This window comes from Pseudomonas sp. efr-133-TYG-5 (genome assembly GCF_030209175.1).
GTDB lineage: Bacteria > Pseudomonadota > Gammaproteobacteria > Pseudomonadales > Pseudomonadaceae > Aquipseudomonas.
In genome coordinates, this window is record NZ_JARVSM010000007.1 from 23,350 (window position 1) to 36,395 (window position 13,046).

14 protein-coding genes and 1 tRNA gene are annotated in these 13,046 nt (G+C 60.3%); 11 read left to right on the forward strand and 4 right to left on the reverse strand.

The features are described from left to right. Window positions 1–67 precede the first annotated feature (67 nt). The 10 genes from thrS (at window position 68) to QRN70_RS22095 (ending at window position 8,069) form a co-directional block, all read left to right on the forward strand. Window positions 68–1,990 (forward strand): threonine--tRNA ligase, encoded by a 1,923-nt coding sequence (thrS, locus tag QRN70_RS22050; protein ID WP_285420010.1) that lies wholly within the window; start codon window positions 68–70, stop codon window positions 1,988–1,990. Continuing rightward, entirely contained in the window at window positions 1,990–2,541 is a 552-nt protein-coding gene (gene infC, locus QRN70_RS22055; RefSeq protein ID WP_170929410.1) for a translation initiation factor IF-3, read from the forward strand. The genes thrS and infC overlap by 1 nt, the downstream gene beginning before the upstream one ends. A gap of 60 nt (window positions 2,542–2,601) precedes the next feature. Next, on the forward strand, window positions 2,602–2,796 hold the full coding sequence (rpmI, locus tag QRN70_RS22060) for a 50S ribosomal protein L35 (RefSeq protein ID WP_002553160.1): 195 nt from the start codon (window positions 2,602–2,604) through the stop codon (window positions 2,794–2,796). Between the two features lie 30 nt (window positions 2,797–2,826). Next, complete coding sequence (rplT, locus tag QRN70_RS22065; protein WP_002553161.1) at window positions 2,827–3,183, forward strand: 50S ribosomal protein L20; 357 nt, start codon at window positions 2,827–2,829, stop codon at window positions 3,181–3,183. Between the two features lie 109 nt (window positions 3,184–3,292). Further along, the gene (pheS, locus tag QRN70_RS22070) at window positions 3,293–4,309 is read left to right on the forward strand and encodes a phenylalanine--tRNA ligase subunit alpha (protein WP_285420011.1); all 1,017 of its coding nucleotides are present in this window, start codon (window positions 3,293–3,295) and stop codon (window positions 4,307–4,309) included. A gap of 26 nt (window positions 4,310–4,335) precedes the next feature. Further along, the gene (gene pheT / locus QRN70_RS22075) at window positions 4,336–6,714 is read left to right on the forward strand and encodes a phenylalanine--tRNA ligase subunit beta (RefSeq protein ID WP_285420012.1); all 2,379 of its coding nucleotides are present in this window, start codon (window positions 4,336–4,338) and stop codon (window positions 6,712–6,714) included. A gap of 3 nt (window positions 6,715–6,717) precedes the next feature. Further along, a complete protein-coding gene (gene ihfA / locus QRN70_RS22080; RefSeq protein ID WP_002553164.1) occupies window positions 6,718–7,020 on the forward strand; it encodes an integration host factor subunit alpha in 303 nt (100 codons plus the stop codon). Then, window positions 7,001–7,357, forward strand: a complete 357-nt coding sequence (locus tag QRN70_RS22085; RefSeq protein ID WP_003179985.1) for a MerR family transcriptional regulator — start codon at window positions 7,001–7,003, stop codon at window positions 7,355–7,357. The genes ihfA and QRN70_RS22085 overlap by 20 nt, the downstream gene beginning before the upstream one ends. An 88-nt stretch (window positions 7,358–7,445) precedes the next feature. Further along, window positions 7,446–7,522: transfer RNA gene (locus QRN70_RS22090), tRNA-Pro, on the forward strand. 217 nt (window positions 7,523–7,739) lie between these two features. Beyond that, window positions 7,740–8,069, forward strand: a complete 330-nt coding sequence (locus tag QRN70_RS22095; RefSeq protein WP_285420013.1) for a hypothetical protein — start codon at window positions 7,740–7,742, stop codon at window positions 8,067–8,069. Between the two features lie 59 nt (window positions 8,070–8,128). Here QRN70_RS22095 and QRN70_RS22100 read toward each other — a convergent pair whose 3' ends face one another. From QRN70_RS22100 to QRN70_RS22115, 4 genes are all read right to left on the reverse strand, one after another. Further along, a complete protein-coding gene (locus QRN70_RS22100) occupies window positions 8,129–8,542 on the reverse strand; it encodes a VOC family protein (protein WP_285420014.1) in 414 nt (137 codons plus the stop codon). Window positions 8,543–8,705: 163 nt separating this feature from the next. Continuing rightward, complete coding sequence (locus QRN70_RS22105; RefSeq protein ID WP_285420015.1) at window positions 8,706–9,650, reverse strand: alpha/beta hydrolase; 945 nt, start codon at window positions 9,648–9,650, stop codon at window positions 8,706–8,708. A 112-nt stretch (window positions 9,651–9,762) separates the two neighbouring features. After that, window positions 9,763–10,761: an NAD(P)H-quinone oxidoreductase gene (locus tag QRN70_RS22110; RefSeq protein WP_285420016.1), complete on the reverse strand. Its 999-nt coding sequence runs from the start codon at window positions 10,759–10,761 to the stop codon at window positions 9,763–9,765. Window positions 10,762–10,823: 62 nt separating this feature from the next. Then, a complete protein-coding gene (locus QRN70_RS22115) occupies window positions 10,824–12,044 on the reverse strand; it encodes a YbfB/YjiJ family MFS transporter (protein WP_285420017.1) in 1,221 nt (406 codons plus the stop codon). Between the two features lie 111 nt (window positions 12,045–12,155). Here QRN70_RS22115 and QRN70_RS22120 point away from each other — a divergent pair, with 111 nt between their 5' ends. Then, a complete protein-coding gene (locus tag QRN70_RS22120; protein WP_285420018.1) occupies window positions 12,156–13,031 on the forward strand; it encodes a LysR family transcriptional regulator in 876 nt (291 codons plus the stop codon). Window positions 13,032–13,046 lie beyond the last annotated feature (15 nt).

Sequence of the window (13,046 nt, forward strand, 5' to 3'; positions counted from 1 at the left end):
ATCTTGTACTGGCTCATCCCAACCCACGTGACCTTTGGTAGGGGTCACCACTAGGAGAGGAGGCGCCATGCCAACTATTACTCTTCCCGACGGCAGTCAACGTTCATTCGATCACCCGGTTTCCGTAGCCGAGGTCGCCGCCTCCATTGGTGCCGGTCTGGCCAAGGCCACCGTGGCCGGCAAGGTCAACGGCAAGCTGGTCGACGCCTGCGACATCATCGACAGCGACGCGACGCTGCAAATCATCACGCCAAAGGATGAAGAGGGGCTGGAGATCATTCGCCACTCTTGCGCGCACCTGGTTGGCCACGCGGTCAAACAGCTGTACCCGAGCGCCAAGATGGTCATCGGTCCGGTCATCGACGAAGGTTTCTACTACGACATCGCCTTTGAGCGTCCTTTCACTCCGGACGACATGGCGGCCATCGAACAGCGCATGCATCAGCTGATCGACAAAGATTACGACGTCATCAAGAAAGTCACTCCGCGCGCCGAAGTGATCGAAGTGTTCAAGGCCCGTGGCGAAGACTACAAGCTGCGCCTGGTCGAGGACATGCCGAACGAACAGGCCATGGGCCTGTACTACCACGAAGAATACGTCGACATGTGCCGCGGTCCGCACGTGCCGAACACGCGCTTCCTGAAATCCTTCAAGCTGACCAAGCTGTCCGGCGCCTACTGGCGCGGTGACGCCAAGAACGAGCAACTGCAGCGCGTCTACGGCACAGCCTGGGCTGACAAGAAACAACTGGCAGCGTACATCCAGCGCATCGAAGAAGCGGAAAAGCGCGATCACCGCAAGATCGGCAAGCGCCTGGGCCTGTTCCACACCCAGGAAGAAGCGCCGGGCATGGTGTTCTGGCACCCGAACGGCTGGACCCTGTATCAGGTGCTTGAGCAGTACATGCGCAAGGTGCAGCGTGACAACGGCTACCTCGAGATCAAGACCCCGCAAGTGGTTGATCGCAGTCTGTGGGAGAAATCCGGGCACTGGGCCAACTACGCCGACAACATGTTCACTACCGAGTCGGAAAGCCGCGATTACGCCATCAAGCCGATGAACTGCCCGTGCCACGTGCAGGTGTTCAACCAGGGCCTGAAGAGCTACCGCGAGCTGCCGATGCGCCTGGCCGAGTTCGGTGCCTGCCACCGTAACGAGCCGTCGGGTGCGTTGCACGGCATCATGCGTGTGCGTGCGTTCACTCAGGACGACGCCCACATTTTCTGCACCGAAGAGCAGATGCAGGCCGAATCCGCTGCGTTCATCAAGCTGACCATGGACGTTTACCGCGACTTCGGCTTCACCGATGTCGAGATGAAACTGTCCACTCGTCCGGAAAAACGCGTGGGTTCCGACGAGCTGTGGGATCGCGCCGAAGCGGCATTGGCCGCAGCCCTTGACAGTGCGGGCCTGCCGTACGATCTGCAGCCGGGCGAGGGTGCGTTCTACGGTCCGAAAATCGAGTTCTCGCTGAAAGATTGCCTCGGTCGCGTCTGGCAGTGTGGTACCTTGCAGCTCGATTTCAACCTGCCTGTGCGTCTCGGCGCCGAATATGTCTCCGAAGACAACAGCCGCAAGCACCCTGTGATGTTGCACCGGGCGATCCTCGGTTCCTTCGAGCGTTTCGTCGGGATTCTGATTGAGCACTACGAAGGGGCATTCCCTGCGTGGCTGGCGCCGACCCAGGCGGTGATCATGAATATCACTGATAAACAGGCGGATTTCGTCGCCCAGGTCGAAAAAACTCTCAACGAAAGCGGATTTCGTGCCAAGTCCGACTTGAGAAATGAAAAGATCGGCTTTAAAATCCGCGAGCATACTTTGCTCAAGGTTCCCTATCTTTTGGTTATCGGAGATAAGGAAGTCGAGATGCAGACTGTCGCTGTGCGTACTCGTGAAGGTGCTGACCTGGGCTCGATGCCCGTCGCCCAGTTCGCTGAGTTTCTCGCGCAAGCGGTTTCCCGGCGTGGTCGCCCAGATTCGGAGTAATTATTATTAAGCGTGAAATGAGACAAGATAAACGAGCTGCACCGAAAGCCCCGATCAACGAGAATATCTCGGCACGCGAGGTTCGGTTAATTGGCGCTGATGGCGAGCAGATTGGCATCGTCTCGATTGATGAAGCGCTTCGTATTGCTGAAGAAGCAAAGCTTGATCTGGTAGAAATCTCTGCTGACGCAGTCCCACCGGTTTGCCGGGTGATGGACTACGGCAAATCGATCTTCGAGAAGAAGAAGCAGATTGCAGCAGCGAAGAAAAACCAGAAGCAGATTCAGGTAAAAGAAATCAAGTTTCGTCCAGGGACGGAGGAAGGGGATTACCAGGTAAAACTGCGCAACCTGGTACGTTTCCTGAGTGACGGGGACAGGGCCAAGGTATCCTTGCGATTCCGCGGCCGTGAGATGGCCCACCAGGAGCTGGGGATGGAACTCCTCAAGCGGGTTGAAGCTGACCTGCTCGAGTACGGTTCGGTCGAACAGCATCCTAAGATGGAAGGACGCCAGCTGATCATGGTCATCGCCCCGAAAAAGAAGAAGTAATCAACAGGGCACGGCAGGCCTTCTGATTATGTTTATCAACTGAATGCGGAGTATCCGAACATGCCAAAGATGAAAACCAAAAGTGGTGCTGCTAAGCGGTTTCTGAAAACTGCTAACGGTATCAAGCACAAGCACGCTTTCAAGAGCCACATCCTGACCAAAATGTCGACCAAGCGTAAGCGTCAACTGCGCGGTAGCAGCTTGCTGCATCCGTCTGACGTGGCAAAAGTCGAGCGCATGCTGCGCCTTCGTTAATTTTTGGATCAAGAATAGAGGAAGTAACTCATGGCTCGTGTAAAGCGTGGCGTCATTGCCCGTAAACGTCACAAAAAAATTCTGAAACTTGCTAAAGGCTACTACGGCGCACGCTCCCGCGTATTCCGTGTTGCCAAGCAAGCGGTAATCAAGGCAGGCCAATACGCCTACCGTGACCGTCGTCAGAAAAAACGTCAGTTCCGCGCTCTGTGGATCGCTCGTATCAACGCTGGTGCTCGTGTTAACGGTCTGTCCTACAGCCGTTTCATCGCTGGCCTGAAGAAAGCGTCCATCGAGATCGACCGTAAGGTTCTGGCTGATCTGGCAGTGAACGAAAAAGCGGCGTTTGCTGCGATTGTCGAGAAAGCTAAAGCCACCTTGGCTTAAGTACCCCCGACAGTCACCCGGCCTCACCTCTGTGGGGCCAGGTGTTAAACGTCATAAATAGGGGAAGAGCCTTCAAGCTCTTCCCCTATTTTGTATCTGGAGTCTGTACATGGAAAACCTGGATGCGCTGGTCTCTCAAGCTCTAGAGGCTGTGCAAAGCGCTGAAGACATCAATGCCCTGGAGCAAATCCGGGTTCAATACCTTGGCAAGAAGGGTGAGTTGACTCAGGTGATGAAGACCCTGGGGAATTTGCCGGCAGAAGAGCGTCCGCAAGTCGGCGCCCTGATCAACGTTGCCAAGGAACGTGTAACAGGCGTTCTCAATGCGCGCATGGCTCTGTTTGAAGAAGCCGAACTGGCTGCCAAACTGTCTGCCGAATCCATTGATGTGACCCTGCCTGGCCGTGGCCAGGTGTCTGGCGGCCTGCATCCGGTCACCCGCACTCTGGAGCGTGTCGAACAGTTCTTCACCCGCATCGGCTACGGCATCGCCGAAGGTCCGGAGGTCGAAGACGACTATCACAACTTCGAGGCGCTCAACATCCCAGGCCACCACCCGGCCCGGTCGATGCACGACACCTTCTATTTCAATGCGAACATGCTGCTGCGCACCCATACCTCGCCGGTACAGGTTCGCACCATGGAGTCCAAGCAGCCACCGATCCGCATCGTCTGCCCAGGCCGTGTGTATCGCAGCGACTCCGATATCACCCACTCGCCGATGTTCCACCAGGTCGAAGGCCTGCTGGTCGATCGCGACATCAATTTCGCCGACCTCAAAGGCACCATCGAAGAATTCCTGCGGGTGTTCTTCGAAAAAGAACTGGCCGTGCGTTTCCGTCCTTCGTATTTCCCGTTCACCGAGCCTTCTGCTGAAGTCGACATGGAATGCGTGATGTGCAGCGGTAAAGGCTGCCGCGTCTGCAAGCAGACCGGCTGGCTGGAAGTGATGGGCTGCGGCATGGTTCACCCGAACGTGTTGCGTATGTCCGGGATCGATCCGGAAGAGTTCTCGGGCTTTGCCTTCGGCATGGGCGTTGAGCGTCTGGCCATGCTGCGTTACGGCGTGAACGACTTGCGTCTGTTCTTCGACAACGACTTGCGGTTCCTCGCGCAATTTCGCTAGTCGTAACGAATTCTTAGGAGAGCAGGATGAAATTCAGTGAACAATGGCTGCGTGGCTGGGTTAGCCCGCAGGTAGATCGCGATGAGCTGGTTGCTCGTCTGTCGATGGCCGGTCTTGAGGTCGATAGCGTCACGCCGGCCGCCGGTGTATTCAGCGGCGTGGTGGTGGGCGAGGTGCTGAGCACCGAGCAGCATCCAGACGCCGACAAGCTGCGTGTGTGCCAGGTCAGCAATGGTGCGGAAACCTTCCAGGTCGTGTGCGGAGCGCCTAACGTGCGTCCGGGCCTGAAGATCCCGTTCGCCATGATCGGCGCCGAGCTGCCGGGCGACTTCAAAATCAAGAAGGCCAAGCTGCGCGGCGTCGAGTCCAACGGCATGCTGTGCTCGCAGGCCGAACTGCAGGTCGGTGAAGGCAACGACGGTTTGATGGAGCTGCCGGCCGACGCGCCGGTGGGCAAGGATTTCCGCGCTTATCTGCAGCTGGACGACGTCAGCATCGAAGTCGACCTGACGCCGAACCGTGGCGACTGCCTGTCGCTGGCCGGTCTGGCGCGTGAAGTCGGCGCGCTGTACGACACTCCGGTTACACGTCCGGTCGTGGCTGCAGTTCCGGCCGTTCACGACGAAGTGCGTTCGGTTGAAGTCGTGGCCGCCGCCGCGTGCCCGCGCTACCTCGGTCGGGTGATCCGCAATGTCGACCTGTCCAGGCCTACGCCGTTGTGGATGGTCGAGCGTCTGCGTCGCGCCGACGTGCGCAGCATCGATGCCGCCGTCGACATCACCAACTACGTGATGCTCGAACTGGGTCAGCCGTTGCACGCCTTCGATCTCGCCGAAATCAATGGCGGCATCCGTGTGCGCATGGCGGAAGAGGGCGAGAAGCTGGTCTTGCTCGACGGTCAGGAAGTCAGCCTGCGTAGCGATACGCTGGTCATTGCCGACCACACCCGCGCTCTGGCCATTGCCGGGGTAATGGGTGGCGAGCACAGCGGTGTATCCGCGACCACGCGCGACGTGTTCCTGGAAAGCGCGTTCTTCGATCAGATCGCTGTGGCAGGCAAGGCTCGCTCCTATGGCCTGCACACCGACGCTTCGCACCGTTACGAGCGTGGCGTGGACTGGCAACTGGCCCGTGAAGCCATGGAGCGCGCCACTGGCCTGCTGCTGGAAATCACCGGTGGTGAAGCGGGTCCGATCATCGAAACGGTCAGCGAGCAGCATCTGCCGTCGATCGCGCCGATCACCCTGCGTGCGCAACGCATCACCCAGATGCTGGGCATGGAAATGGACGCGGCCGAAGTCGAGCGTCTGCTCGGCGCCCTGGGTCTGAACATTTCCGCCGATGGCGCAGGGCAATGGCGTGTTGAAGTGCCAAGCCATCGCTTCGATATCAGCCTGGAAGTCGACCTGATCGAAGAGCTGGCCCGTCTGTACGGCTACAACCGTCTGCCGGTCCGCTACCCGCAAGCCCGCCTGGCCCCGCAGGCCAAGGCTGAGGCGCGCAGCGATCTGCCGGAACTGCGGCGTCTGCTGGTGGCCCGTGGTTACCAGGAAGCGATCACTTACAGCTTCATCGATCCGAAGCAGTTCGAACTGTTCAATCCGGGCGTCGAACCGTTGCTGCTGGCCAACCCGATCTCCAACGATATGGCGGCCATGCGCTCGTCGCTGTGGCCAGGCCTGGTCAAGGCGCTGCAGCACAACCTGAACCGTCAGCAGGATCGCGTTCGCTTGTTCGAAAGCGGTCTGCGTTTTATCGGCCAGCTGGAGGGCTTGAAGCAGGAGCCGATGCTCGCTGGTGTGGTATGCGGTAGCCGTCTGCCCGAAGGCTGGGCACAAGGTCGCGATACCGTCGACTTCTTCGACGTCAAGGCTGATGTGGAAGCGGTGCTGGGCTTTGCTGGTGCGCTGGATCAGTTCACTTTCGCACCGGGCAAGCACCCGGCGCTGCACCCGGGGCAAACCGCGCGCATCGAGCGAGAAGGGCGTGAAGTCGGCTTCATCGGCGCGATCCACCCTGAGCTGTCGAAAGCCTTGGGCCTCGACCGTCCGGTCTTCGTGTTCGAGCTGGTTCTGGCCGAAGTCGCGTTGGGTAAAATGCCTGAATTCCGCGAGTTGTCGCGCTTTCCTGAAGTGCGTCGTGACCTTGCCCTGATTGCGCATAAAGAGGTCGCCGCCTCGGCTGTGTTGGACGTAATTCGTGAAAATGCAGGCGAATGGCTCACGGATCTCAGGCTGTTTGACGTGTATCAGGGTAAAGGTATTGATCCTGATAGAAAAAGCCTCGCAGTTGGCTTGACCTGGCAGCATCCATCGCGCACTCTTAATGACGATGAGGTGAATTCGACGACGCAAAATATCCTCACCTCGCTCGAACAAAGGTTGAACGCCACGTTAAGGAAGTGACGTATGGGGGCTTTGACGAAAGCTGAGATGGCGGAACGTCTGTATGAAGAGCTGGGCCTGAACAAGCGGGAAGCCAAGGAATTGGTTGAACTGTTTTTCGAGGAAATCAGGCACGCTCTTGAAGACAACGAGCAGGTCAAGTTGTCCGGTTTCGGCAATTTCGACCTTCGGGACAAACGCCAGCGGCCTGGCCGCAACCCGAAAACGGGGGAAGAAATCCCGATCACGGCTCGCCGTGTGGTCACCTTTCGTCCAGGGCAGAAGTTGAAAGCCCGAGTTGAGGCTTATGCTGGAACCAAGTCATAACGACGAACTACCCGTCATCCCGGGCAAACGCTACTTCACCATCGGTGAAGTCAGCGAGCTGTGTGCGGTAAAGCCACACGTGCTGCGCTACTGGGAGCAGGAGTTTCCTCAGCTCAACCCCGTCAAACGCCGCGGAAACCGCCGGTATTATCAGCGCCAGGATGTGCTGATGATCCGGCAGATCCGCGCGCTCCTTTACGATCAAGGATTCACCATCGGCGGTGCGCGTCTGCGCCTGTCCGGTGATGAAGCCAAAGACGACACCACCCAATACAAACAGATGATCCGCCAGATGATTGCTGAACTGGAGGATGTGCTGGTGGTACTCAAGAAATAAAAAGCTGCGTTTGAATACTTCCAGTTTTCAAACGCTTGCGATATATTCTTGAGCGTTCTTCGAGATGAAGAACCGGTTTCAAACCAGTCGGGGCGTAGCGCAGTCCGGTAGCGCACTAGCATGGGGTGCTAGGGGTCGAGTGTTCGAATCACTCCGTCCCGACCATATAATTCAATGACTTAGGCCAATGTTCAACGCATTGGCCTTTTTCATGCCTGTTACTTTTGCACGGTTAGGTCATGCCCTTGATCCGAGCCAACCTCCCAACGAACAGCCGTCATGCCGCTCGCCTGCGAAATGCCAACAAGGCGGCAAACTGCTGGCCCCCAAGTCTGCCCAACCTCGGCAAACTCGCCTTTTTTCAAAAGGTTAGGCTGGCTATATGCGGACGATTGTCATAACCGTAGCAACCCTGTCCCTGGCTGTTTTTGCGTTGGATGCCCAGGCTCGCGAACTGACCCAGCGTCATCGTTTTGCCTGTACGTGGGGGGCTGATATCGCGGCGGGAGCGCAGCAGTCGAAGCTCTCGGGGATTTCCCTGTACGGCGCGCGCAAGCGTCTGCAGGCGCGCAAGTTCCAGCAACCGTGGATGCGCATGACGGCCATGGGCATCACCGAACAGACTTACAACAGCGCTTCACGGCTTAAACCCGCGGCGGTCAAGCAGACCTATTACGAACAATGTGTGCGTCACGAGTTGGCGCAACGTTGAACGCCAAAAGCCCAACCTGAGCAAGGTTGGGCTTTTTCATTGCGCTCGGCAAAAAGGCGTTACTTGTCGCTTTCGCAATTGACCATCCACGCCACGCCGAACCGATCCACCAGCATGCCAAAGCGCGCGGCCCAGAAGGTCGCTTCCAGCGGCATGTCGATGCGCCCGTCTGTGGCCAGGGCGTTGAACACGCGTTCGGCCTCGGCAATGCTGTCGACGTTGAGGGAAATCGAGCAGCCGCTCATGCCTTGGGTTGGCCGGTCGGGCGTGGTGTCGGAGGCCATGAGCATCTGATCGCCCACCTTCAGGCACGTGTGCATGATCAGGTGATGGTGTTCTTTCGGTACGTGTTCGGCGGCGGGGGACTCGCCGAAGGTCATCATTGCCTCAAGTTTGCCTTGCAGGCATTGCTGATAAAAAGTGAAGGCGGCGCGGCACTCGCCGTTGAAGATCAGGTACGGGTTGATTTTCATGATGTGGCTCCCGACTAGGCAGTGAGACGTCGCGCGGCCGGGTGTGCCGAAGCGCCGTCATGGATTGACTCCATCAGCAAAGCGTTGGAGCACGGGATTGCCAGCCGAGACTGCAAATAATTTGCTCGGGATGACCGGTGGTCAGGTAGGTGAACGCGTTGCCTCAGGATTCGCGCGCGCTGTGCGATGCCGCAGAACCCGCGACCCGAGCGGCAGGTTTGCTTTGCATCAGCGCGTCGATCGCCTTGCGATAGTTTTGCCCGCCGAGCGCCATGCTGTTGTTGTGCGTGCCGCCGGGGACCAGCAACAGGCGTTTCGGTTGTTGCGCGGCGGCAAACAGCTGCTCGCTGAAACGTGGCGGGACAAATGCGTCGGCCAGACCATGCACCACCAGCAGCGGCATGTGAATGTCGGCGATCTTGTCGATGGAATCGAATTTCTGCGACAACAGCCATTGCACCGGCAATGACGTGTTGGCGACGGCGGCGGCAACGTCCGCCAGTGACGTGAACGTTGACTCGATCACCAAGCCACGAACCGGCAGCGGCGTGTGATGGTTCACCGCGTTCTGCCCGAGTTCGGCAGCCAGATCGATGGCGACCGCACCCCCGAGAGAGTGGCCGTAGATCAGGCGCTTGGCCGGGTCGGGTTGCAGCTGCTTGAAGCGTTCCCAGGCCACCCGCGCATCCTCGTACACCGTACGCTCCGAAGGCAGGTCGCCGTGGCTCTGGCCGAAGCCACGATAGTCGATGGCCAATACCGAATAACCGGCAGCGCGCAGTTGCTCGATGCGAAACAGCTGCCCGGTGAGGTTCCAGCGCACACCGTGCAGGTAAAGGATCGCCGGCGCGTTGGCGCGCTCCGCCGGCCACCACCAGGCGTGGATGTTCTGCCCGGCCTTGAAGCTCTTGGGTTGCAGCTCAAGCTCCTGCACGCTGTCGGGCAGGCCGTGATACCAGCCCGCCGTGCCCGGTTCGATGCGAAACAGCAATTTGCGCTCGGTATGTTCCAGCACCGCGCAACTGGCCGGCAGACCGATGATCAGCGCGGCCATGCAGGCAAACGCCAGGCGGCGGCGCCGAAGACGGGTCATCAAAGCGAGGAACATTAAACGTTTCACCCATGCGCGGACAAAGAACGCTTTTTACCAGATGCGCCGGCTCACGAGGGACAAATTCGACCATCGCCAGCCGGCAACGATTACAAAATGCTGCAACGCCTCAAGCGATGGTCAGCACGATCTTGCCGATATGGTCACCGGCTTCCATATGGGCGTGGGCCTTGGCTGCCTCGGCCAGCGGGTAAACCTTGTCGATGAGCGGCAGGCAGCGACCGCCGGCCAGCGCTGGCCAGACCTGCTCACGCAGTTGCGCGGCGATGGCGGCTTTCTCCGGGCCGGTGCGTGCGCGCAGCAGCGAGCCGGTCACCACCGCGCGTTTGCCGAGGATCGCCAGCAGATCGACGTCGTTGGCGCGCGCACCGCCGAGAAACCCGAGCATCACCAGCCGACCGTCCATGGCCAGGGCACTGACGTTGCCGTTGAGGTACGAGCCACCCATGATGTCGAGAATCACATTCACACCCTGGCCGGCAGTTTTTTCGCCGATCACGGAGGCAAAGTCTTGCTCGCGATAGTTGATCGGCTGGCCACCGAGCTTTTCGATCGCCGCGCATTTGTCGGCGCTGCCGGCGGTGGCGAAGGCTTCGATGCCGAATTCGCGGCACAACATCAACGCGGTGGTGCCGATGCCGCTGGTACCGCCGTGGATCAGCACCCGCTGGCCACGCTGGGCGCCACCCAGGCCGAACAGATTGGCCCAGACCGTGAAGAAGGTTTCCGGGATCGCTGCCGCCTGAATCCAGTCCAGCCCTTCGGGGATTGGCAGGGTCTGGCCGGCCGGCACTGCGCAATACCCGGCATAACCGCCACCATTGGTCAGCGCACACACCCGATCGCCGACGGCAAACGTGCTGACACCGGCGCCAACGGCGACCACTTCGCCTGCGATTTCCAGGCCCGGTATCGGGTTCATCCCGGGTTTCATCGGGTACTTGCCGGCACGTTGCAGAGCGTCCGGGCGATTGATCCCGGCGGCGTGCACGCGCACCAGCACTTCGCCTTCGGCCGCCACTGGCAGCGCTACGCGCTTGGGCTGCAGGACCTCCGGGCCACCGGGTTCAGTGATTTCGATACGGGTCATTTCAGTGGGCAGATTCATGTCGACTCCTGTTAGGCAAAAGGTCTGTAGATGGGAGCGCGGGCGAGGCGCAATGATTCCCCTCAATTCGCGCAGCAGCGCCGCTCGCGAGCAGAGGGCAGCAGGCGCATGGCCGGCTCCAGCAGCAGCGCCACGACAATCGCGCCGCCGGCAATCAGGAACAGCACGGCGTGTTGTCCGCCACTGGCATTGAACAGCGCCGAATAAGCGAAGCCGGCCAGTGCCTGAAACGAGGCGAACGACACGGTGGCGCGGCTCCAGGCCACCTGCTGGCGATGGTGTTGTGGCACCAGTTCGTGCACTCGGGCCAATGCCAGGGGCACGATGCCCGGCGGGAAGGAGCCGAGGATCAGCGCCAGCAGCGCCAGCGCGATGAATGAATGGGACAGTGCCAGCAAGCCGAGGGTAATGGCTTGCACCACCAGCACCAGGCGTATGCCCTTGCGGGCACCGAGATGATCGGCAAGAAAACCATAGCTCACCGGGCCGACAATCGCCCCCAGGCCATACATGATCCAGATCAGTGCCCCGACATGCGCCCCGGCACCGAGCCCGCGGGCCACGTAATCCACCAGGAACACCATGGCCGGCACCAGCCCTGCAGCCATGAACGCGTACTGCGCAAACAGCAGGTAGACGCCGGGCGGCGTAGGTTCGGCAGGCGCCGAATCCGTGCCGTTGGCCGCCACATGCGCCAGATCCGCCGGCCAGCCGAACCAGCTCAACCCGGTCAACAACAAGGACAACGCTCCCAGGCCAAGCCAGGTGGCCTGCAATCCCAGGCTCAGCAGCGGCGGCACAATCGTGCCCGAGCCGGCGATGCCCAGGCCGATGCCAAGGAAAATCGCACCACTGGCCAGGCCTCGGCGTGCGACTGGCACATGCGGCAGCACGGTTGCGGCGACCAGCACCATGATGGCGCCGCCGGCGATCCCCGACAGCAGTCGCCAGCCGAAGTACCAGCTCACCGACACCGGGAAGGCGCAGGCGAAAAACGCCACGGTGACCGCCAGCATCATCAGGCGCAGCGCATTTTTGTTGCTCAGCCGCCGCGCCAGCGGCCGGCCGAGCAGGGCACCGATCAGGTAGCCGACCAGATTGGCGGCGCCGAGGTAGACCACGTCATGGGTGGAAAACCATTGCGCTTGAATCAATGCCGGGATCAACGGCGTATAGGCAAAACGCGCCAGGCCGATGCTGACCAGGCTGGCACACAGCCCGGCGAAGATCGGCATCCAGATGCCGGGGCTCCTGGCGTCGAGCGGGGGAGACGAAGAACGCATAGCGGCGATTCCTGAGGAAGGTTTATGGCGTCCAGCATATCGGCTATCGTTGCTGCACTTGTGCAGCGATTTCACTCGTCAGCGCTGCGAATTTGCATCAATGGAGGCACCATGAACTGGGATGATGCGCGGGTCTTTCTGGCTGTCTGCCGTGAGTCGACGCTGCGCGGCGCCGCGCGAGTGCTGGGGGTGGATCAGGCCACGGTCGGGCGGCGCCTCACGGCGTTGGAAAAGTCGCTGAGTGCCACGCTGTTCCTGCGCACCTCCGAGGGCTATGCGCTGACGGCGGTGGGTGAGGCGGCGCTGAAGGCGGTGGAAAAAATGGAGCACTCGGCGCTGGAACTGCAACGGCAGATTCAAGGCCTGGATGATCGCCTGACCGGCAATGTGCGGGTCAGCACCACCGATTCGCTGGCCATCGACTTCTTGATCCCGGCGATGGCGCGGCTGCACGAGCGGCACCCGGACGTCAGGGTGCAACTGGACGCCTCCACGCAAATCCTCAGTCTGGCCAAGCGCGAGGCCGACATCGCCGTGCGCAATGCCCGTCCGGACAATCCCGACCTGATCGCCCGGCGTATCGCACGTTGGCCGGTCGGCCTGTTCGCCGCGCAGGCGTATGTCGACAGCCACGGTGTGCCGGCGCCGGGGAGCGCGTTCGAAGGGCACGACCTGGTGGTCTACCAGCCGTACTTGCAGAGCAACAAAGACCTGACGCTGGTCTGCGAGCCGCTGAATCGCGGGCGCATCGTCGCCAGCCTGAGTTCCAGCCTGCTGGTGCGGCGCTCGATTGCCGCCGGCCTCGGTGTCGGCGAAATCCCGGTGTACATGGGCGAGCGCGACGGTCTGGTCAGGCTCTGGCCAGAGCGCACGCGACCGCTGCCATATGAAGTCTGGCTGGTGACCCATGCGGATCTGCGCCACACGGCACGCGTCAGGGCCGTGATCGAGCAAATTGTTGAAGCATTCGCTCTGCAAAACGAATAGCCCGCCAGTGGCGGC